The organism is uncultured Maricaulis sp., assembly GCF_905480005.1.
Classification (GTDB): Bacteria; Pseudomonadota; Alphaproteobacteria; order Caulobacterales; family Maricaulaceae; genus Maricaulis.
Genome location: NZ_CAJQOO010000052.1, coordinates 1 through 20,226 on the forward strand (window position 1 = coordinate 1; position 20,226 = coordinate 20,226).

At 63.6% G+C, this 20,226-nt stretch carries 23 protein-coding genes; 7 read left to right on the forward strand and 16 right to left on the reverse strand.

What is annotated here, in order from left to right; genetic code table 11:
* Together QZ266_RS06030 and QZ266_RS06035 are read right to left on the reverse strand one after the other, a co-directional pair.
* The coding region (locus tag QZ266_RS06030) for a Re/Si-specific NAD(P)(+) transhydrogenase subunit alpha (RefSeq protein ID WP_295692652.1) at positions 1-982 on the reverse strand (982 nt) is incomplete at its 3' end.
* Positions 983-1,111: 129 nt separating this feature from the next.
* Positions 1,112-1,417 carry an aa3-type cytochrome c oxidase subunit IV gene (locus tag QZ266_RS06035; protein WP_295692655.1) on the reverse strand — a complete coding sequence of 102 codons (306 nt, stop codon included), beginning with the start codon at positions 1,415-1,417 and terminating at the stop codon, positions 1,112-1,114.
* 175 nt (positions 1,418-1,592) lie between these two features.
* Between QZ266_RS06035 and QZ266_RS06040 the strand changes: the two genes are divergently transcribed.
* The 4 genes from QZ266_RS06040 to QZ266_RS06055 are packed head-to-tail and all read left to right on the forward strand — an operon-like array spanning position 1,593 to position 4,190.
* On the forward strand, positions 1,593-2,165 hold the full coding sequence (locus QZ266_RS06040; RefSeq protein ID WP_295692658.1) for a hypothetical protein: 573 nt from the start codon (positions 1,593-1,595) through the stop codon (positions 2,163-2,165).
* Positions 2,120-3,283, forward strand: a complete 1,164-nt coding sequence (locus QZ266_RS06045; RefSeq protein WP_295692661.1) for a sensor histidine kinase — start codon at positions 2,120-2,122, stop codon at positions 3,281-3,283. Before QZ266_RS06040 ends, QZ266_RS06045 begins: the two co-directional genes overlap by 46 nt.
* Positions 3,280-3,882 (forward strand): DNA-binding response regulator, encoded by a 603-nt coding sequence (locus QZ266_RS06050; protein ID WP_295692664.1) that lies wholly within the window; start codon positions 3,280-3,282, stop codon positions 3,880-3,882. The genes QZ266_RS06045 and QZ266_RS06050 overlap by 4 nt, the downstream gene beginning before the upstream one ends.
* Before the next feature lie 50 nt (positions 3,883-3,932).
* Entirely contained in the window at positions 3,933-4,190 is a 258-nt protein-coding gene (locus QZ266_RS06055) for a hypothetical protein (RefSeq protein ID WP_295692667.1), read from the forward strand.
* An 18-nt stretch (positions 4,191-4,208) separates the two neighbouring features.
* Here the strand turns inward: QZ266_RS06055 and QZ266_RS06060 are convergent, their stop codons facing one another.
* Both QZ266_RS06060 and QZ266_RS06065 read right to left on the reverse strand, forming a co-directional pair.
* A complete protein-coding gene (locus tag QZ266_RS06060; RefSeq protein ID WP_295692669.1) occupies positions 4,209-5,156 on the reverse strand; it encodes an alpha/beta hydrolase in 948 nt (315 codons plus the stop codon).
* A 31-nt stretch (positions 5,157-5,187) separates the two neighbouring features.
* Positions 5,188-6,021, reverse strand: coding sequence for a type II CAAX endopeptidase family protein (locus tag QZ266_RS06065; RefSeq protein ID WP_295692671.1), 834 nt, complete (start codon positions 6,019-6,021; stop codon positions 5,188-5,190).
* Positions 6,022-6,217: 196 nt separating this feature from the next.
* Between QZ266_RS06065 and QZ266_RS06070 the strand changes: the two genes are divergently transcribed.
* On the forward strand, positions 6,218-7,681 hold the full coding sequence (locus QZ266_RS06070; protein WP_295692673.1) for a sigma-54 dependent transcriptional regulator: 1,464 nt from the start codon (positions 6,218-6,220) through the stop codon (positions 7,679-7,681).
* A gap of 92 nt (positions 7,682-7,773) precedes the next feature.
* Here the strand turns inward: QZ266_RS06070 and QZ266_RS06075 are convergent, their stop codons facing one another.
* The 12 genes from QZ266_RS06075 to ykgO all read right to left on the reverse strand — a co-directional run bounded on the left by QZ266_RS06075 (position 7,774) and on the right by ykgO (position 17,898).
* The gene (locus tag QZ266_RS06075) at positions 7,774-8,250 is read right to left on the reverse strand and encodes an ASCH domain-containing protein (protein ID WP_295692675.1); all 477 of its coding nucleotides are present in this window, start codon (positions 8,248-8,250) and stop codon (positions 7,774-7,776) included.
* A gap of 50 nt (positions 8,251-8,300) precedes the next feature.
* A complete protein-coding gene (locus tag QZ266_RS06080) occupies positions 8,301-8,732 on the reverse strand; it encodes a hypothetical protein (protein WP_295692677.1) in 432 nt (143 codons plus the stop codon).
* A 92-nt stretch (positions 8,733-8,824) separates the two neighbouring features.
* Entirely contained in the window at positions 8,825-9,340 is a 516-nt protein-coding gene (locus tag QZ266_RS06085; protein WP_295692679.1) for a hypothetical protein, read from the reverse strand.
* A 26-nt stretch (positions 9,341-9,366) separates the two neighbouring features.
* The gene (locus tag QZ266_RS06090) at positions 9,367-9,651 is read right to left on the reverse strand and encodes a DUF2312 domain-containing protein (protein ID WP_295692681.1); all 285 of its coding nucleotides are present in this window, start codon (positions 9,649-9,651) and stop codon (positions 9,367-9,369) included.
* A gap of 85 nt (positions 9,652-9,736) precedes the next feature.
* The gene (locus tag QZ266_RS06095) at positions 9,737-10,699 is read right to left on the reverse strand and encodes an alpha/beta hydrolase (protein ID WP_295692684.1); all 963 of its coding nucleotides are present in this window, start codon (positions 10,697-10,699) and stop codon (positions 9,737-9,739) included.
* Between the two features lie 3 nt (positions 10,700-10,702).
* Positions 10,703-11,281 carry a tetratricopeptide repeat protein gene (locus QZ266_RS06100; protein WP_295692686.1) on the reverse strand — a complete coding sequence of 193 codons (579 nt, stop codon included), beginning with the start codon at positions 11,279-11,281 and terminating at the stop codon, positions 10,703-10,705.
* 62 nt (positions 11,282-11,343) lie between these two features.
* Positions 11,344-11,793 (reverse strand): response regulator, encoded by a 450-nt coding sequence (locus QZ266_RS06105; RefSeq protein ID WP_295692687.1) that lies wholly within the window; start codon positions 11,791-11,793, stop codon positions 11,344-11,346.
* Positions 11,790-14,432, reverse strand: a complete 2,643-nt coding sequence (locus tag QZ266_RS06110; RefSeq protein WP_295692691.1) for an ATP-binding protein — start codon at positions 14,430-14,432, stop codon at positions 11,790-11,792. Before QZ266_RS06110 ends, QZ266_RS06105 begins: the two co-directional genes overlap by 4 nt.
* A gap of 138 nt (positions 14,433-14,570) precedes the next feature.
* Positions 14,571-15,659 carry an acyl-CoA dehydrogenase family protein gene (locus tag QZ266_RS06115; protein ID WP_295692692.1) on the reverse strand — a complete coding sequence of 363 codons (1,089 nt, stop codon included), beginning with the start codon at positions 15,657-15,659 and terminating at the stop codon, positions 14,571-14,573.
* A 3-nt stretch (positions 15,660-15,662) separates the two neighbouring features.
* A complete protein-coding gene (locus QZ266_RS06120; RefSeq protein WP_295692695.1) occupies positions 15,663-16,844 on the reverse strand; it encodes an acyl-CoA dehydrogenase family protein in 1,182 nt (393 codons plus the stop codon).
* 207 nt (positions 16,845-17,051) lie between these two features.
* Positions 17,052-17,666, reverse strand: coding sequence for an HAD family phosphatase (locus QZ266_RS06125; RefSeq protein ID WP_295692697.1), 615 nt, complete (start codon positions 17,664-17,666; stop codon positions 17,052-17,054).
* A 106-nt stretch (positions 17,667-17,772) separates the two neighbouring features.
* Positions 17,773-17,898, reverse strand: coding sequence for a type B 50S ribosomal protein L36 (gene ykgO / locus QZ266_RS06130; RefSeq protein ID WP_011644457.1), 126 nt, complete (start codon positions 17,896-17,898; stop codon positions 17,773-17,775).
* Positions 17,899-18,076: 178 nt separating this feature from the next.
* On the opposite strand from ykgO, the gene yghX reads away from it, so the two are divergent.
* Together yghX and QZ266_RS06140 are read left to right on the forward strand one after the other, a co-directional pair.
* A complete protein-coding gene (gene yghX / locus QZ266_RS06135; protein WP_295692706.1) occupies positions 18,077-18,961 on the forward strand; it encodes a YghX family hydrolase in 885 nt (294 codons plus the stop codon).
* 20 nt (positions 18,962-18,981) lie between these two features.
* Entirely contained in the window at positions 18,982-20,154 is a 1,173-nt protein-coding gene (locus tag QZ266_RS06140) for an iron-containing alcohol dehydrogenase (protein WP_295692709.1), read from the forward strand.
* Positions 20,155-20,226 lie beyond the last annotated feature (72 nt).

Genomic DNA, 20,226 nt, shown 5'->3' on the forward strand with positions numbered 1-20,226 from the left:
AGAGCGCCGAGGCGTCGGCGGCGAGCCGGCCGGCGAGATTGCCATAGCCGGCGATCTTGACGCCCTTGTGCTCGACGACTTCATCGACCTTGGTCAGTTCGCAATTGCCGCCATTGGGCGCGGCGAGATCGATGATCACCGAGCCGGGTTTCATGCTCTCGACCATGGCCTTGGAGACCAGGGTCGGGGCCGGGCGGCCCGGGATGAGGGCGGTAGTGATGACAATGTCCTGCTTGGCGATATGGCTGGCCACCAGCTCGGCCTGTTTGGCCTGGTATTCCGGTGACATCTGCTTGGCATATCCGCCCGCAGTCTCGGCCTGCTTGAATTCGTCATCCTCGACCGCAACGAATTTCGCGCCCAGGGACGCGACCTGTTCCTTCACGGCCGGACGGACATCGGTGGCGGTGACGATGGCGCCGAGGCGGCGCGCGGTGGCAATCGCCTGCAGGCCGGCGACGCCGACCCCCATCACGAAGGTCTTGGCCGGGGCGACCGTGCCGGCGGCGGTCATCATCATCGGAAAGGCGCGGCCATAGAGCTCGGCGCTTTCGATGACCGAGCGATAACCGGCGAGATTGGCTTGCGAGGACAGGGCGTCCATGGCCTGGGCACGGGTGATGCGCGGCACGAATTCCATGGCGAGCGCGTCGATGCCGGCCTTGGCCAGGCCCTCGGCCATCTTGGTGTTGCCGTGCGGGCTGAGATGGGAGACCAGCAGGACGCCCTTCAGCTTGGCCAGAGTCGCGTCATCCGGGCTGCGCACCGCGAAGAGCGCATCGGCGCCCTTGAGTGTTGCAGCCGCGGTGCCGATTTTCGCACCTGCGTCGGCAAAGGCGTCATCGGTCACGGCGGCGGTCAGGCCCGCGCCCTTCTCGATGGCGACTTCATGGCCGGCGGCCACGAATTTCTTGACGGTTTCAGGGGTGGCTGCCACGCGGGTTTCACCCGCATGTCGTTCTTTCAGAATGGCAATTCGCATTTCGTCCCGCCGCTTTTGGCTTGATGCGGCGAGGATGCGCGAATTCTCCCGTGAGGGGAAGGCCCCTCCGGGAAATTTCTAGACCGGAAACTGGGAAATTTTGTGCAGTGCGAAGAGGCGACGAGGAAATCAGCCGCCAAACACCATACCGAACAATTGAACGATGCCGCCGCAGACAAGGCTGAAGAAGAAAAGCCCGCCCAGGGTGACATACCAGGATGTCTTCATGCCAAGCGCGAGGCCGAGCACGCCGCCGACGACGGCGGTGGCGATCAGGCCGGCCAGCCAGTCCATGCCAACTGCAAAGACGAGGGTGAGATAGAGCACGCTCACCACGGTGAGCAGGCTGCCCCACACCGAAACCGCGATGAATCCGCCAAAGGTGGCTTTCTGGTCGGCGATGTCCATTTCGCCACGAACATAATCAGACGCCATTGGTCCTCAACCTCCGTCAAATTCAGTTTCGAGCGGATAGCACGCGTTGGATGCCCCGCCAAGATGGCAGCGCCATTTGCCGCAGGTGACAGCTGTCATGCGTGAAGGGTGACGCCTGTTTCTGCCCATCCCCGCCTGCGCCGTCCAGCATGGGGACAGACAAAGGAGTTTCCCCATGACCGATCTCAAAACTGTCTTCCTCAATGAACGCCGCCGCTACAGTGCCGAAGCCGGTGGCGGGGTGTCATTGCCTGTGGCCGGTGCCATCTACTGGGCCGGCCTCGCCATTGCCGGTGCCTATATGGACCCGACTGACTGGGCCTATACGGCCGCCGCCTTCTCGGGCGCCATCTTCCCGCTCGGCATCCTCTTGCAGGGTGTTTTCAAATCTCCTTTCATGAAGGCGAAATCGCCGCTGTCCGGGGTCACGACAGCCGCGATTGTCGCGATCAACCTGCTCTGGCCGATCCACATGATCGTGATCTGGACCGCGCCCCAGGCCGCCCCGCTCACCCTCGCGATCGGGATGAGCCTGCACTGGCCGATCATCGGCTGGGGCTATGCTTCCAGGGTCTGCATGGTCCATGCGATTGTCCGGGTCGCGGCGGTAACGGCGATCTTCTTCCTCGCGCCGCAATACAGCCTGGTCGGCATTCCGCTCGTGGTGAGCGGCCTTTACCTGCTGGCCGCTGCCGGGCTTTCATGGGAATCGAACCGCTATCGCCGCCTGATTGCGGCAATGGCCTGAGAAAGGCTGACGGATCCGTGATTGCCCTGCGCACGCTGATATCGCCGAACCGGCCGTGGATACACCTGCTCTATCTGGGCATGTTCTTCTTCGGCTGGCTCTACCTGCCGCCGACGCGGCTCGAGGCGGCCTTGGGGCTGGTCAGCATGGCCGGCTTCATCGGTCTGTATGTCTTTGCCATGCGGCGGATGGACTGGACGGTCTATCCTGCTGCCCTCATCACCAGCTTGCTTGGATTGCTGTTGGTTCCGCAGACGCTGGGTGGCGGCGTCTATTTCGTCTTCGCTGCGGCCATGCTGGGTCGCCTCGACTGGACGCTTCGCCTGTGGGCTGCCATGGCACTTCTTGCGGTGACGGGCATCAGCGCCATCTGGATCCATGCGCCAACTCCGCTCTTCGCGCTCGCCCTGGCGGGATTGGGCGCGATGGCCGCCGGCGGGTCGATGATCGCGGCGCGCCATGAACGCGAGGCGGATCAAGCCGAGGAGACCCGCAGTCGCGCCGCCCGCGAGGGCGCAGAGGCCGAACGTCAACGCATCGCCCGCGACCTGCACGACTTGCTCGGCCAGACCCTGTCGACTGTCACCCTGAAGGCGGAGATCGCCGAACGCCTCCTTGGCCAGGACGCGGATCGGGCGCTGACCGAGCTGAGGGCGATCCAGACGATCTCCCGCCAGGCGCTGGCGGACATGCGGGAAGCGGTGATCGGCCTGCGCGGCCGAAAGCTGGGCGAGGCGATGAGCGAAGGCGCCCAGCGCCTCGCCGATGCCGGCGTTTCGGCCCGCCTTGATGGCGCCGGGGATGCCGCGGAGCTGTCGGACGAAGTCTCGACAGCCCTCGCCATGGTTGTGCGCGAAGCGGTTACAAATATCATCCGCCATGCTGACGCAGGCGACGCCGAGCTCGTCTTTTCAAGACAGGGTGATGTGGCGTGCCTTGCGATCGAGGATGATGGGCGTGGCGATGCCGATCCGTCCGGGGGCGGGCTGAGTGGTCTGCGCGCGCGCCTTGAAGCGCTGGGTGGCGCGCTGGACGTGGCAGCGGGCCATGATGGTCGGGGAACGGTTCTGACGGCGACCCTGCCAACCCTGACGCAAAGCATCGGAGCGCAGCAATGATCAAGGTCGTGATCGCCGAGGACCAGACCCTGTTGCGCGACGCGCTGGCGACGCTGCTTGGCCTGGAGCGCGATATCGAGGTGGTCGGCCTGGCGGGCAATGGACGCGAAGCCCATGACGTTGTTCGCCGCAAGGACCCCGATCTGGTCCTCACGGATATCGAGATGCCGGACATGACGGGGCTGGAGCTGGCGGATCTCCTGCGTCGGGAAGAATCGCGCACCCGTGTACTGATCGTCACGACCTTTGACCGGCCCGGCTATCTGCGTCGGGCGATGGAGGCGGGCGTGTCCGGTTTCATTCTCAAGGATGGACCGTCAGCTGATCTGGCCGGCGCGATCCGGCGGGTGATGGCGGGCGAGCGCGTGGTGGCGCCGGAGCTGGCGGCGCGCGCCTGGGACGAAGCCGATCCGCTCAGCGATGCCGAGCGTCGTCTCCTGCGGCTGGCCGAGGCCGGGCTCGACAGTGCGGCCATGGCGGAGGCGTCCGGTCTGGCTCGCGGTACCGTTCGCAATTACCTGCACAGCGCGATCAGCAAGCTGGGCACGGCCAACCGGATCGAGGCTGCACGACGGGCCCGACAAAAGGGGTGGTTGTAGAAAATCCACTGGCCTAGACTGGCCGGGCTGCTGCCAGTTCGGAGTTCCGCATGCGCATTCCCTTCGCCCTTTGGTCGGCCGTGATCGCCCTTCTGGTCTTTGCCGGAATGGCAGCGCGGGAATTCCTCAATTTCGGCTCGATCGAATTCGCCTATCTCTGGCCCATCGGGCTGAAGATCGGTGGCGTTTGGCTGGCCCTGGTGATTGTGGCCACGATCATAGGCGGTCTGCGCAAGGCCACGACGGCCTCGCCGGACGCGCTGCCGGATGATGTGGCTCGCGAGCTCCGGCGTCACCCGGAAGACTGATTGGCAAAAACCGGAGCTTCAGCCCCAGCCCGGACCGGTCAGGACTTCCAGCCCGGCCGCCACGGCGACCGGTTGATCGAGGATGAGATGGTGTTCCGCATTCGGGATCGACACCATGGTCGTTTCCGGTCCGAACAGGTCACCCATGAAGGCCCAGATCTCGTCATTCACAAGACGCGAATCCGCGCCCCGGAACAGGGCAATCCGGGTTTTCAGCGCGTCGACAATATCGGCTGGTGGCGGGCGGTCATAATCCAGCTTGTCCCAGAGCTTGGGGTCGAATTTCCAGGTCCAGCCCTGTGTGCCGTCCGGCCGCGTGATCTCTTTCAGAGACTGCCGGGCGATATGGTCCAGCAGGAAGGCATTCTCGCAGCCCTGCTCCGGCAGGAGGCGAAAGCGCGCCAGCGCCGCGTCAAAGGAATTATAGATCATGCCGCCCCGCGAGGGCGGTGAAGAGCGGCGCTGTTCCTGGCTGGGCCGGATGGGGCTGTCGAGCACGGCAATCCCGGCCAGCTGGTCGCCATGTTCCATCGCCGTGGCGACAGAGACAAAACCGCCGAAGGAATGGCCGACGAGGAAGGGCTTTCCGGCCTCGAAGGCACCGCCATCCTTGCCCGCAGCAAGGACTTCCAGCGCGTAGGTCGCCATGCGGTAGCGGTCGCGATGATCACTGTCTCCCATGCCCGAGAGGTCGAGCGCGACCACGCGGCGGGTTTCGGACAGGAAGGGGGCGATACTGTCCCACCAGTCCTTGTGAGCGACCCCGCCATGGACAAGGATCAGGCCGGGTGCGCCGCGCTTGCCCCAGGCCTTCCAGCAAATTTTTGCGTCCTCGACCGACACGCTGCCGCGATCCGTTGGAACCTCAAGGGCCTTGAGAAACCAGTCCGGGGTCGGCGGTCTGGCACCATTGAACTGGACAAGGGGAGCTGGCGGGCGGGGGGAGGTGGCGGCTTTTTGGCTCATGCCCTAGCGCTAGACCCGGGCGGCGGTGGCGTCAATTGCCCGTGGTCGCCGGAGCGAGTGAGATCAGGTAGGGCACCGCGAATACCGCCCATGCATTATTGGCGACATGGCCGAGGATCGGGGCGGCAAGGCGACCCGTCCAGACCCGTGCAGCACCCAGCGCCAGCGCCAGGAAGAAGGTCGACGTCATCACCATCAGCCCTTGGGCGATGTGAACCAGCCCAAAGGCCAGCGCGGAGATGATGATCGCGAACAGCGCCGGGACGCCGCGGGCCATCATCATGGGCAGCATCCAGCCCCGGAAAAGGACTTCCTCGACAATCGGGGCGGCGATCAGGGTCAGGCCGATGAGCAGCCAGAGGCTGGCTTCCGCACCGATGAAATCGTCGACATTGGACAGGTCGTCCCGGCTGGCCCCGCCGGCGAGTGTGAGGTCCGGTTCGGCCATCGCGAATTCGTGGAAGCTCAGGGTCAGCGGGCTGGCAATCAACACCATGAAGACCATGACCAGAGCCGCCGCCAGGAAATCTGAAAGACGCAGAGGGAAAATTGCGAAGACAGGCCGGTGCGCCTGGTAGCGTTTCATCCAGGCCCACATGATCAGGCCCAGGCCGGAATAGGCGATGATATTGCCAAGAAAGATGGCACTGCCCTGGCTCAAGCCGGTCTCCGGGCCGCCGGCCGCGCTCCAACTGATCACGGTCGCCAGCTGCGCAGCGACGACCAGGGCAAACATCAGCGCCGGCCAGACGATCATCCCCGGCAGGGATCGGATAACCCGCATACGGTATTCTTCCGCCAGGTTGGCAAAGACATCATGGCGCGCAAACGGCCAGCGGGTCGGGGATCCGGGAGAAGCAGCCATGATGAGCGAGCAGGCATCCTGCGTGGGCCAGTCCGTTAAGACGGTCTTGATCCTTATGCTTAACCGGTCGTTGCCGTCTCTTAAACGTCAAATTTAGACAAGTGTCCCATAACGGTTCGCATAGACGCCCCGCTCGCAAGAGTGGCGAGGCCAAAAGGCCCGGCGAGATAACAAAGCGACCGAAAAGGCGTGGGTGATGGTGAAATCAGTTCTGATCGTCGATGACGATCCGACACAGCGCCGCCTTCTTCAGGCGGTGATCGAGAAGCAGGGCTATCGGGCCGAGACCGCCGAGAGCGGTGAGGCTGCCCTCGATCGCGTGGCATCTTCGGGGATTGATGTCATGCTGCTTGACCTGATCATGCCCGGCATGGACGGGATGGAGACGCTGGAGGCGCTCAAGCGCAAACAGCCGGACCTGCCCGTCATCGTGCTGACCGCGAGCGGGGGAATTGAAACAGTCGTGGCAGCGATGCGTGCCGGCGCGGTCGACTTCTTCGTGAAGCCCGCCAGCCCGGAACGCATCACAGTGTCGATCCGCAATGCGTTGCGCGTGCAGAACCTGTCGGGTGAGGTCAAGCGCCTCAGCCGCAAGGCCGAGGGTACGCTGGGCTTTTCAGACATGATTGCCGGCGCGCCGACCATGCGCCAGGTGGTTCGCCTTGGTGAGCGGGCCGCGCAGTCCGATATTCCGATCCTCATCACCGGGGAAAGCGGCGTCGGCAAGGAGCTGGTCGCCGGGTCCATCATGGCCGCGTCCAAGCGCGCCGGTGGTCCCTTTGTGGCGGTGAATTGCGGTGCCATTCCTGAAAACCTCGTTGAATCCACCCTCTTCGGTCACGAGAAGGGCGCTTTCACCGGTGCAGTCGGCAAGCATATGGGCAAGTTCCAGGAAGCGGATGGTGGAACGCTCTTTCTCGACGAGATTGGCGAGCTGCCGCTGGATATGCAGGTCAAGCTGTTGCGGGCCCTGCAGGAAGGCGAAGTCGACCCGGTTGGCGGCAAGCGCCCGGTCAAGGTCAATGTCCGTATCATTTCGGCGACCAATCGCGACCTGGCTGAGCAAGTGGCCGTTGGCGCCTTCCGCGAAGATCTCTTTTATCGTCTGAATGTCTTCCCGATTGAGGTGCCGTCCCTGCGATCACGCAAGGATGACATCCCGGCCTTGGTGCGCCATTTCATCGGTCGTTTCAATGCCCAGGAGAACAAGTCGATCCAGGATGCGGCACCGGAAACGCACGCCCTCCTCACCCATTTCGATTGGCCGGGCAATGTGCGCCAGCTGGAGAACGCAGTCTTCCGCGCTGTCGTTCTTTCGGATGGCGATGTGCTGACGCCGGAAGATTTCCCGCAGATTTCCGGGCTGACGCCGGAGATTGGCGAGGTGCCGGATACAGGCGCCCTGGCCACCATGGCGGAGACTCTGGCTGCCGGTGAGGCCGCTGCGGGCGCCGAATTCGGACCGGTCGATATCATGGATGAGGGCGGACATCTGCGCTCACTCGAGGATATCGAGCGTGACCTGATCGAGTTTGCCATCGAGACCTATGCCGGCCGGATGAGCGAAGTTGCCCGCCGTCTCGGTGTTGGGCGTTCGACGCTCTATCGCAAGGTCCGTGAATACGAGCTGGATGTCGACGGCGTACGCGCCGCCGGCTGATCACAAAAAAAGCCTCCCCGCCACGGGAGGAGGCCTGCCCCGCGGGGTGGGGGACGGAATGGGCCGGCGCTGCCATGCGCGCCGGCCCGTTTTCATGGTGCGAGCGCGCTGGCGGGCAGCGGCCAGACACGGTTGAAGCGGTGGAAGACGGCGTCGTCACCGACATCGAAAGTCGTACCCTCTCTCTCGGCTTCACGTTGGAAATAGTCGATATGGGCGGCCATCCACCAGGCGAGAGAGCGATCGCCTTCCCCTTCGGTCCAGGCGAATTCCTCGGTCGTTTCACTGACCGGATGGATATCAACCCGGCTTGCCTGGATGATGCAGGCTGGTGCGTTGCGGCCGTCGAGAACCAGGGCCAGATCGCCGGGCTTGGGCAGCGCTTCCTTGTCGGGCCCGTACCAGCGCAAATGTGAGGCGGTCGCCTTCTTGCGGTCGATCAGGACGAGCGCCAGCAATTCATCCGCCAGCGCTTCGCTGTCGCCAAAGGCAAAGATATCGTCCGGCGCGCGGTCATGTCCGGTCGCGTCGCAGAATTCCTGCCAGTAGGCGGATTGGGCGGGTGTCATCGCAGGCCTCCGATTCAGGCCTGCCTTGGTGCGTCATCGCCCGGTTGGCGTCAATGCGGGGCGGCGGCCTGGTTGGCACTGCGATCGAGCCAGCCGGCATAGATCGGCATAAGCGCCGCTTCGCGGCGGAAACGGGCCCGCAATTGGCGCATGAGTCGATGCAGGGAGGGGTCGAGGTTCGGCCGCTCATCGCTGCCATCCATCAGACCCAGTTCGATATGGGTCCGCAGGATGTCGATCCGGCTGGAAAGGCCGTGAATCTGACCGTCGAGGCGGGAGATGTAATCGCGTGTGAGGGGGTCGGCTGCCAGATGGCTGTAGATCTGGGTCTCCTTGTCCTCGACCAGCTGGTCAAGCTCGGTCATGGCATTGGAGAAGGCCGCGCGGCCCGCCTCGCTGGTGATTCCGGCGCGCTGGGCCTTTTCGAGGTCCTCGAACAGGGATTGTTCGTGGTGGCTGAAGACGTCGATGTCCTGAAACATGGCACTTATCCCGTTCTCTATTCAAAAACAGGATAGGCAGGCCGGGTCCGGCGCGCGCGCGAAACAGGGATTAACCCTGAATGAAGTGCTAATCAGGGCTCCGAGCCGTCCGTGGTGTCAGTGCCGCCGGAAATGACCCGAAATCCGGCCCGCCTTTGCTGGGGTGATGTGTCAGGGGGTGATGTGTCAGGGGGCGAACGGTCCGGGCCCGGACCGTTCGCGACCGGCTCCGGCGCACCGGTCTCAGCCTCCCGGTCCGCGGCAATGTCGTCGTAGATGTCGCGACCGCGCGGAGCTGTCCCGCCAGACTTGCGCTTGAAGCCATTGCCGCGTGACATCGGCTTGCGGGCCTTGCCCTTGGCCTTCTTTTCGATCTCGCGAAGCTTCAGCGCCTGGCGGGCCGAAAGGGCCTCTTCGGTATTGCCCTTGTCCGGGTCATTGAAGGCCGAGCCGAACTTCTCGAGCCTTTCTTCCAGCGAGCCGAGAAACTCGCCCTCCCATTCGGACAGGTCGATCTTGGCCGCGTCGGAATCGGCGGCGGCCTTGCGGGCTCTTTCGAGCCGCCGCAAGGCGCGTCGCGTCTTCTTTTCGTCGATCTTGCGGACCAAGCGAGCCTCCTGGTGAGGCTGTCAGTCTAGCCCTCGACAGCACCGAGATACAATTCCAGCAGCGCTTCGGCTTCCTGGCGCTCATGGCGGTCGATCTTGCGCAAGGCAATGACCTTGCGGAGGATCTTGGTGTCATAGCCGGAGGATTTGGCCTCGGCATAGACTTCCTTCATGTCGGCCATTACATTGGCCTTGTCTTCCTCGAGGCGTTCGATGCGTGCCACAAAGGCCTTCAGCTGCTCGCGGGCGGCGCCGCCAATGGCGTCGGATTCATCACGTTGGGTCTGGGGCGCGGTATCGGTAAATGCCATGGGAGAAGCCTTTCTGGTGGACGGAGGCGGAGACTAGTTCCAGCCCTGCCCAGCCTCAAGCGGCGGGGCCAGTCATCGCGGTATTTCACGCCGTGGAACGGGCCTGCTCGCGCACTTTGTGTACGGCTTCCAGTATGATGGCGGGGTGGTGATGGTGCAGATTGTGACCCGCGCCGGACACCCAATGCAGTGACGCGCGAGGCATGCGCTGCGACACCATTCCGCCATGTCGATGGGCCCATAGAACCGTATCTGCGCGCGCATTGATGATCGCGGTGGGTTGGTGGGTGTCTTCGTAGCGGTTTTCCTGCGCCTCCAGATGGTGGTTCACCGCCATCATGTCCCGGGCATTGGCGCGCCAGGTGGAGGGGCGAAGCAGGAGCGGCAAGGCGGAGTTTTCCAGATAGTCATCCGGGACCGGCTCCGGGTGGAATGCACTGACGGCGCCGGAGCGGGCCTGTCCCTCACCCATGAGCGGAACAATGAAATGCGTGATCAACGGACCCAGAACCGGCCAGAAACTGGCGGCGTTGAACCAGGCTGCATCGCCGATCCAGGCAGACAGGGCCGGTGCGATCAGGACGACACTGTCGACCTGATCGGGATGATCCATCGCCAGGCGCAGGGCGATGGCGCCGCCCCAGGAATGCCCGATGACTGTCACCGGACCGGCTTCGATCGTCTCCAGCAGGCGGGCAATGAGCGCCGCTTCGCGTTGCGGTGACCAAAGACCGTCGGGCCGGTCACTCCAGCCGAGGCCGGGGCGGTCCAGCCAGATGACCCTTTCCCCGGTGAAGGTGTCAGCGAGGGCGAGATGCGGTTCTTCCAGATTGGACGCGGCACCGTGCAGGACAAGGACGGCAGGTCCGGTCTTCGGCCCGGTCTGGCGAACATGCAGACGCACGCCGTCGACGGTGATGAATTCGGCCTTCGGCGGAAAGCGGGCCTCGATGCGCGTGATTGCTCGCCTGGCGAGTGTCCAGCTGATAGCGATCAGGGCGGCGAGGCCAACAATCAGTCCCGCCGGAATGAGGTCGGTCAGGGGCAAGGGTCAGAGCGCCCGCCCGGCCAGCAGGGCAAGCAGCCGGTCGCGAGCCTCGGTGGCGGCCTCATGAGCCGGATAGATGGCCAGCGCGTCCTCATAGGCTTCCAGGGCTGCCTCGGCCTCATTGGCGCGTTCAAGCAGCCGGGCGATGGTCAGATAGGCGTCATAGCGGCGCGGCTCGAGCGTCAGCGCGGTGTTGAGTGTCTCCAGGGCATAGCCCCAGTCCTCAGCCTGGGCGGCCATCCGCCCGGCCGCCAGCCAGCCCTCGGCGAAATCCGGATCCAGCTGGGTGACATGATCATACATGCGAGCAGCGATATCGGCATTTTCGGCCTGTTCTGCCACCCGTCCACGATCCATGAGCAATGAGACCGTGTCGCTGCCTGAATGCGCCCACAGAGCGTGAATCTCGTCGACCAGGGGCGGGGCTTCTCGCGGACCGGCCGCGGCCAGCGCGTCGAGACGCTCGTTCAGGCGCTCTTCCGGCGTCTGGAATTCTGTCTGTGGCGCAATCTGGACGTCCGCATCGGGTGCGTCCTGGGCGCCAGTCAGCAGGAGGAGGCCGGATAGGAGAAAGGGTGTCATGGACAAAACATAGCCGCAGGAATGGCGGCGTCCAGATGGGCTAACCAGAAAGTGGACGAGATTTAAGGCCGGGCCAGCGCGGTCGGCAGGACAGCATTCGCGAGCCAGAAGGCCTCGACGGCTGCCACGATCTCCTCATACCCCAGCGCGTCGAACGGCTTGGTCATGTAGGCATTGGCGTGCAGCGCGTAACAGCGCTCGACATCGGTCTCGGATGACGAGGTGGTGAGAATCAGCACCGGGATACTGGCGAGCTGGTCGTCATCCTTGAGACTTCTGAGGACGTCGCGTCCGTCGATCTTCGGCAGGTTCAGATCCAGCAGGATGAGGTCGGGCGCGGGTTTTTCAGCGTGTTCGCCCAGGCCACGCAGGCGGTCCAGGGCGGCCTCACCGTCGCGTGCGACCTCCAGTTCATGGCGTGCCCTGCCGCGTTCGAAGGCGTCGCGGACCAGGAATTCGTCACCGGAATTGTCTTCAACAATCAGTATTTTGGCAGCGCGCGGTATCTTCATTGTTCGGATTCCGGTGGCTCGGTCCCGGGGGCCGGCATGGGCTTGGGAGCGGTTTTGGGCAGTGTGAAGCGGAAAATACTTCCATGAGGCTCATTGTCGGAAATGGTAAGCGCACCGCCATGGGATTCAACAATTTTCCGGCAAATCGTGAGACCCATCCCGCTGCCGGGATAGGCATCGGGTGAGTGCAGGCGCTTGAAGGGCTGGAAAATCTGTTCGCGATAATCACGCTTGATGCCGATGCCATTGTCGGCAACCGAAAGCGTCCAGGAATCGCCGGTGTCTTCCGCGTCGATCCAGACTTCGGCAGCCTGGCCCTCGGGTTGGAACTTCACGGCGTTGCTGATGAGATTCTGCATCAGCTGACCCAGCCGGGCCGGATGTCCCCGCACAACCGGCAGATCGCCGATATGGATACGCTCCCGCGCGGCCTGAACCGATGGCCCCAGGGTCTTGAAGGTCTCTTCCACCAGCCGGCCCATATCGACCTCGGTGCGCGTGGCATCGGCATCGGAGTTCAAACGGCCATAGGCGAGCAGGTCGGTGATGAGGGTCTGCATCCGCACGGTGGCATCCAGCGTGTGCCGGATATAGGTCTGGCCGGCATCATCGAGCTGGTCACCACACCGGTTGGCGAGCAGGCCGGTGAAATTCGAGATCAGACGCAGGGGCTCCTGCAGATCGTGGCTCGCGACGAAGGCAAAGCGTTCCAGCTCCTCATTGGCGCGGGTCAGGCGCTCGATGAAGCGTTCGCGGTCGGCCTCGGCTTCGATTCGCTCCGTGATGTCGCGCACAACGGTCACCGCGCCGATCAGCCGACCGGCGTCGTCGCGCATGGTTTCGGTTGCATATTCGGCGAAGAAATCGCTGCCATCCTTGCGGCGAAAACGATCATGTCCTGAACTCGGGCTGTCTCGCAGCGCCTCCTGGACCATTGCGCACTCATCACGCGTATGCGGCCGCCCGCGCATGTCGACGGGGTGGATGAGGTCATGAATGACCTCACCGACGAGTTCATCCGGGGCATATCCGAACAGGTCCCCGGCCGCGGGATTGATTAGAACACCGCGCCCATCCTGATCAAAGCTTATGATCGCATCGGCGGCATGTTCCAGAATCAGTGAGAGATTATTGGAGAGGGTCCGGGACTCGGCGGTTTTCTCATCAACCAGGCGCTGAACCAGGTCAGTCCGGGCCGTGGAGAGCATTGCGAGGGCATTGAGAACGGAAATGAAGCAGAAGCCGACCACGATCACGGCCCAGGAAACCCAGTCCTGTTCGCCCTGCAGGAAACTCTCATTGGCAATGTAGTCGACCTGCCAGAGTTGGCCTCCCACCGAAAACTCCCGACGCGTTGTGAGCGCGAAATCGTCGGGAAGCTGACCGTGTTCCCAAAGCGTGCGCCGCTGCGCATCCAGACCGCGGATGCGATAGGAATAGAGCGCGGCTTCGCTGGACAAGGCAGACCCGAGGATGGCCTCGACACGGAAAGTTCCGACGGCGACGCTGCGCAGGCTTTCGCGTCGCCCCCCCATGTCTGCGGGGATCTGACGTCCGGCAAAAGCGGGAATGGCAAGGCCAACCCAGGCGGCCGGTCCGCTTGCATTCAGAGCCGATGCAGAAAACGCCCCGCTGGCGAGCGTGGCGTCGATCAGGGCGGGCAGGTCATCGAAGAAATAGTCGGTGGCCAGCTCCCGGTCGGCGGTGATCATGAGACGGCGGCCGGGAGCGCTGCGAACGCCCTCGACCGGCGTCAGAAGGGCGTGACGAGACATGTTCTCATCCGCATCGACCACCATCCAGTGCACGGAGCTCACGCTGTCGAGTTGCTCGAAGGCGATGTCGACGAAGGTGGAGAATTCCTCCGGGGAGACATTTTCAGACGCCGCGAAAAAGCCCTGCAGGGATTCCAGCCGGCGCCGCGCCGCATTCAGGCTCTCCTGCAAGGCAATATGGTCTTCGGCGACTTCCTCCTCGAAATGCTCCTGGCGCAGTTCGAGCCCATTCAATCGCGTGAGCGCAAATGTGGTGAGGCCGATGGTCGCCAAAATCGTGAAGACGAGGGCAATATTGCGTTTGCGGCGGCGGCTGACGCGGTCGGTCTCGAACAGGACCAGCAGGACCGGGGTAATCGCGGCGGCAGCCACGGCATTGCCGGCCCAGTTCCGCGCGAAACCGGACCAGAAGTCGAGCCCGGGGACGCCGAAACCCCCGAGAGTCACCCAGGCGGCTGCGAAGATGGAGCCGACCATGCTGGCCAGAATGGCGCCGAGCACGATCAGCCGGACGAGCTCCATGCCGGTTTCAAGCGCGACACTTTGGTCCGGTTTCGGTCGGACAAGACGGCGCGCGACCGCAGCCTGGATCATGGCCGCGATTGCGAAACCAATGCTGCCCCCGGCGGCGCGCCAGATTCCCGCTTCCAGGACATGGAAACCGTAGGTCAGGGTCAGCAGGCAAATGCCCAGGCCTATGGCAGGCAGGGCGCGGTATCCGACCAAAAGGACCGCTGTCAGTGTGACGGCGCCGGGCAGCCAGATCGGTGCAAGGAAACCAGGAGGGATGGCCAGCAGGAATGAGGCGATGCCAGCGACCAGGATGGCAATCAGGATTATCGCGCTTGTCTTGAGATCACGCATGCGCGCAATCGCCTCCCGCCCAACGAAGCCGGGACCGGCCCCGAAACAGGATTGAACCGCAATTCCTTCAGCGCGACAATGGCTTGCATAGGAAATGAGAGGCAGGCGGCTTGTCCACCTTGCCTGCCTCTCAATTCATCAGACGCCTTCGGCGATGTCGGATAACGCCATGGCGGTGCGCAGCTGGTCTTCGGTATCGCCCAGCTGATGGTCGATCATGATCAGGCGCTTGGCGTAGTGAGACCCGGAATACTCCCAGGTCATGCCGATTCCGCCATGCATCTGCACGGCTTCCTCGGCCACCAGCTTGCCGGCCCGACCGATCAGGTTCTTCGCCTGCGCCACCGCGAGGGCCCGCGCCTTGCTGTCGCTTTCGTCCAGCTTGGCGGCGGCGTAGATGGTGATCGAGCGAGCCTGTTCGATCTCGATCGAGAAATCGACCAAACGGTGTTGCAGGGCCTGGAAAAGTGCAATCGGGCGACCGAATTGCTGGCGCTGCATCAGATAGTCCTTGGTCATCACCTTGAGCACGTCCATGGCGCCCACGGCTTCGGCGCACAGGGCGACCCGACCGGCATCCAGGGCGGCCTCGATGGCCTCGCGTGCATCCTCGGCCAGGCAGCGCGCCTTGGTCTTGTCGAGAATGACCTCCGCGGCACCGGCACCATCAATCATGGCGTAGGAGAGGACTTCTGCGTCCGCGGCGGCCACTTCATAGAGGCCCAGCTTGCCTCCATCCGATTGCGCCGCGATCAGGATGTAGTCCGCGCAATGCGCACCATAGACGACGGTCTTGCGGCCGGTCAGCGTGTCGCCATTGGCACGCGTGGTGATGCTGTCGAGATCCCCATAGGCGTCGCTCTCGTCAAAACCGAAGGCGGCCTTCTCGGCCCCGGCAATGATCGCCTCGATCCGCTCGGCCTCGCCATGCGCCGCATAGAGGCGCAGCGCCATGAGATTGCCCAGCATGGGTTCGGCACAGATGGCGCGGCCCATTTCCTCGAACACGGTGGTGATGTCGAAACCGGCACCACCAAATCCGCCGTCCGCCTCGGAGACCAGGGCGCCGAGAATGCCGAGTTCGGCAAGCTCGGCCCATTTGGCCGGGTCGTGGAAGTCGCCCTCATAGGCAACCGCATTGCGGTGTTCGATCGGGTACTGCTCGGCCAGATAGCGACGCAGGCTATCGCCGATCATGCGGCGATCTTCAGTCGGCGTGAAATCCATGGATCAGGCTCCGAAGGTTTCTTTGGCGATGATATTGCGCTGGATCTCGTTCGATCCGCCAAAGATCGAGAGTTTGCGATTATTGAAGTAATTGGCCGCATTGGAGGCCGCTTGCGCCGGGGCGATGGCGTAATTGCCGATCACGTCCTCGGACGGGAAGGGGCATGCGGTTGCGCCCAGTGCGCGGCGCGACAGGTCATTGATGGCCTGACGGATCACCGTGCCCTTGATCTTCAGCATGGAGGAGACCGAGCCCTGCGCATCAGCGACGCCGGACAGCATCCGCAAATTGGTCATGCGCATGGCTTCCAGGTCGATCTCGACCTCCGCGACCTTGGCCGCAAAGAGCGGATCCTGAGCCAGCGGCTTGCCCTTGCGCTTGACCTTGCGGGCGAGCGCCTTGAGCTGGCTGAGCGCCTCGCTGGAGGCGCCGACGCCGGCGATATTGGTGCGCTCATGGCCCAGTAGATATTTGGCGATGGTCCAGCCCATATTCTCCTCGCCGACCATGTTGACAGCGGGGACGCGGACATCCGTGAAGAAGACCTCATTCACCTCGAACCCGCCCTCGATCAGCTTGATCGGGCGCATCTCGATACCCGGCGTGTCGAGATCAACGAGGATGAAGGAAATGCCTTCCTGGCGCTTGCCCTCGGTCGAGGTGCGCACGAGGCAGAAAATCTTGTTGGCGAACTGGCCGAGCGTGGTCCAGGTCTTCTGACCGTTGATGATGTAGTCATCACCATCACGGATGGCGCGGGTCTTCAGGCTGGCCAGGTCGGAACCGGCACCCGGCTCGGAATAGCCCTGGCACCACCAATCCTCACCGGACAGGATGCGCGGCAGGATGGTCGCCTTCTGCTCTTCCGTGCCGAATTTGATCAGCACCGGACCCAGCATGCCCAGTCCGAAGGGAACCGTGCGTGGCGCATTGGCGCGGGCGCACTCTTCTTCGAAGATGTGCATGTTGACCGAGTCCCAGTCGGTGCCGCCGTGCTCGACCGGCCAGCCCGGAGCCAGCCATCCCTGGCTGTTCAGCGTGGCATGCCAGTTTTCCATGTCGGCCTTGTTCAGGTCGCGACCATTGCGCACCTTGGTGGCCAGTTCCTCGGACAGCTTGTCCTTCAGGAAGCTGCGGACTTCCTCGCGGAAAGCCTCTTCCTCGGGGGTGAAATTCAGATCCATCTTGTCTCTCCTCGCGCCCTCTTATCGACCGCATTCACGACGAAACCGGGTCCCGATCTTGCGTCAGGCATCTCCAAGTTTCGATGACTGGGTATGTATGTAAATCAAAACCTGTCGATGTGAATAGTGCGCACCTGCAGCATCTGGTGCGGCGCTGCGGCTCCGGCGAGCTTGACGTAAGGGGAAGGTCTGGACGGGGTGGGCCCGTCAGGCCGAGACCAGCAGGCCGCGGGATTCCAGTGCCGCGCTCAGGGCGGTCTTGCCAGTGAACAGCTCGGCGTCGAAGCCATGGCTGCGGGCCGCGTCGACATTCGCCTGGCGGTCGTCAAAGAAAACGACCTCGTGCGGCGCGAAGGGGAGACGGGCCTCGGTGATCGCGTAAATCCTGGGGTCCGGCTTGATGACCCCCTCATGCGCCGAGACGATGACGTCCTTCATGTGGCGCATCTGCGGATAAAGACGATTGACCGGGTCGAGCCATTCGGCCGGCAGATTGGTCAGGGCGTATTGCGGCACGCCATGGTCGGCCAGGGCATCCATGATCCGGGGCGTGCCGTCGACGGCGCCGTTCAGCATTTGCTCGAACCCGCTTTCCCAGGCGCGGATCGCGTCCTCGAGATGCGGATGGGCTTCGATCAGGGGAAGACGGTTTTCAGCCATCGGGACGCCGCGGTCATGGGCGGCGTGCCAGTCCATGGTGCAGACATGCTCGAGGAAGTGTCGGCATTCGGCGTCGGTGGCGAAGAGTTTCGAGTAGAGATAGGCGGGCGACCAGTCCAGGAGGACATTGCCGAGATCCCACAGAACGGCTTTCGTCGTCATGGACATCTCCTCAACGCAAAACCCGCGCACCTTTTCGATGCACGGGGCAAGCGGCATTCATGCTGATAGGCAGGCGCGCCTCGTCGAGGCGCTGCCGACGCGTCGACTAGCCGGCGCGCGCTTTGAAGCGCGGGTCGGTCTTGTTGATCACGTAGACGCGGCCACGGCGCTTCACGACCTGGCAATCGCGGTGGCGGTTTTTCAGCGATTTGATCGAGCTGCGGACTTTCATCGTGTGGCCTTCGCGTTACAAGCGTAATTCAACGGAGCGCGGGAGATACTGGAGCATTTGCGGCCTGTCAACGTGTCAGGTGCGGGAATTGCGCATGTCACGCAGCCCTGCCCCGATGAAGAATTGCCGCGCGACCGGGATGCCCTAGACTTTGCTCACGGACAAGGGAGGGCTCCACATGACCCGCAAGACCGCTGCCGATTTCGATCAACGCATACTCGACCTCTTTGACGGCTATGTTCACGGCCAGATGACCAAGCGCGATTTTCTCAGTCGTGCGGCCCGATTCACGATCGCCGGCGTCAGTGCCGCGGCTGTGCTGGAAGCCCTGCAACCCGATTATGCCCTCGCCGAGCAAGTCGCGGCGGATGATCCGGATATCGTCACCGAACGCATCCGCTATGCCTCACCGGACGGGCATGGCGAGGTTGCGGGCCTGCTCGCGCGTCCGACGGGTCCGGGGCCTTTCGGCGCGGTGCTGGTCGTGCACGAGAATCGCGGCCTCAACCCCTATATCGAGGATGTCGTGCGGCGCTGCGCGAAGGCGGGTTATCTGGCGCTGGGGCCGGATGGACTGACCTCGCTTGGCGGCTATCCCGGCAATGATGATGACGGGCGGGTGATGCAGCGTCAGCTCGATCCTCAGCGCCTGCTCGCGGATTTCTTTGCCGGGTTCGAGTTTCTGACCGGGCATGAGCGTTCGAGCGGCCGTGTCGGCGCCGTGGGCTTTTGTTATGGCGGCGGGGTCTGCAATGCCCTGGCTGTGGCCTATCCGGAGATGGCGTGCGCCGCACCCTATTACGGACGTCAGGCCGCGACCGAGGATGTGGCCGCAATCGAGGCGCCGCTCCAGCTTCACTATGCCGGCAATGATGATCGCATCAATGCCGGGGCGCCGGCCTATGAGGCCGCACTGCGCGCGACCGGGAAAACCTTTGAGGCCCATGTCTATGACGGTGCCAATCATGGCTTCCACAATGACACCACGCCCCGCTACGATGAGGCCGCCGCCGCCCTGGCCTGGTCGCGAACGCTGGACTGGTTCGCGCGTCATATCGGCTGAAATCATCTGCTGGAGCTGTCATGACTGCTAGTCTTGTATTGCCGCGCCTGATCCGGACCGGATCCGGTGCCTTGGCCGAGATCGCGGATCTGCTCGGGCGCTGCGGTGTGTCCCGTCCCCTGATCATCACCGACCCGACCATGGTTCAGCTGGGCTATGTCGACCGGCTGTCGGGCCACCTCGCCGGCGCGGGCATTGCCTTTGGCCTGTTCGATGCCACCGAGCCGGAGCCCACCGAAACCTCGGTCATCTCTGCCGAGGCGATCCTGGCCTCGGGTTGCGAGGGCGCCGCCTTTGACGGTCTTGTGGCGCTCGGCGGGGGGAGTGCAATCGATACCGCCAAGGCGCTCGCAGTGCTGGGTCCCCATGGCGGTCGGATGCGGGACTACAAGGTGCCGCGCATGGTCGACGAGCCGGGTCTGCCGGTGGTTGCCATCCCGACCACGGCCGGCACGGGGTCGGAGGCGACCCGCGTCACTGTCATCACCGATCCGGAGAATGACGAGAAAATGCTGTGCATGGGCCTCGCCTTCATGCCGGTGGCCGCCATCCTTGACCCTGATCTCACCCTGTCCCTGCCCAAAAGGGTGACAGCGGACACCGGGATCGACGCCCTGACCCATGCCATTGAGGCTTATGTCAGCCGCAAGGCCTCGCCCTTTTCGGATCAGCAGGCACTGGCCGCCATGCGCCTGATTGCGCCCAATCTGCGCCGCGCCTTTCATGATGGCGAAGACCGCGAGGCGCGCGAGGCCCTGCTGATCGGGGCCTGTTTCGGCGGGATCGCCTTCTCCAATGCCTCGGTTGCCCTTGTGCACGGGATGAGTCGGCCGATCGGCGCCTTTTTCCATGTACCGCACGGGCTCTCCAATGCGATGCTTCTGCCGGCCATCACCCGCTGGTCGATCCCGGCGGCGCCGAAACGCTATGCCGATTGTGCCCGCGCGATGGGGTTGGCCGATGAGGCCGCCAGTGACGCTTTTTCCAATGATGCCCTGATCAACGAGTTGCGCGCCCTCAACGAGGAATTGGGCGTGCCGACACCGACCGGCTTCGGCATCGCCCATGAACGCTGGCAGCAATTGCGACCCCTGATGGCCGAGCAGGCGCTGGCGTCCGGATCGCCCGGCAATAATCCGCGCGTGCCGTCCGCCGACGAGATCATCGCCCTTTATGATGAGGTTTGGGGGTGACACATCGGACGCGTCTGCTGCGTCTTACAACTTCGAAAGTTGCTCCGGCCGGGCACGCTCCATAGTGTGCGC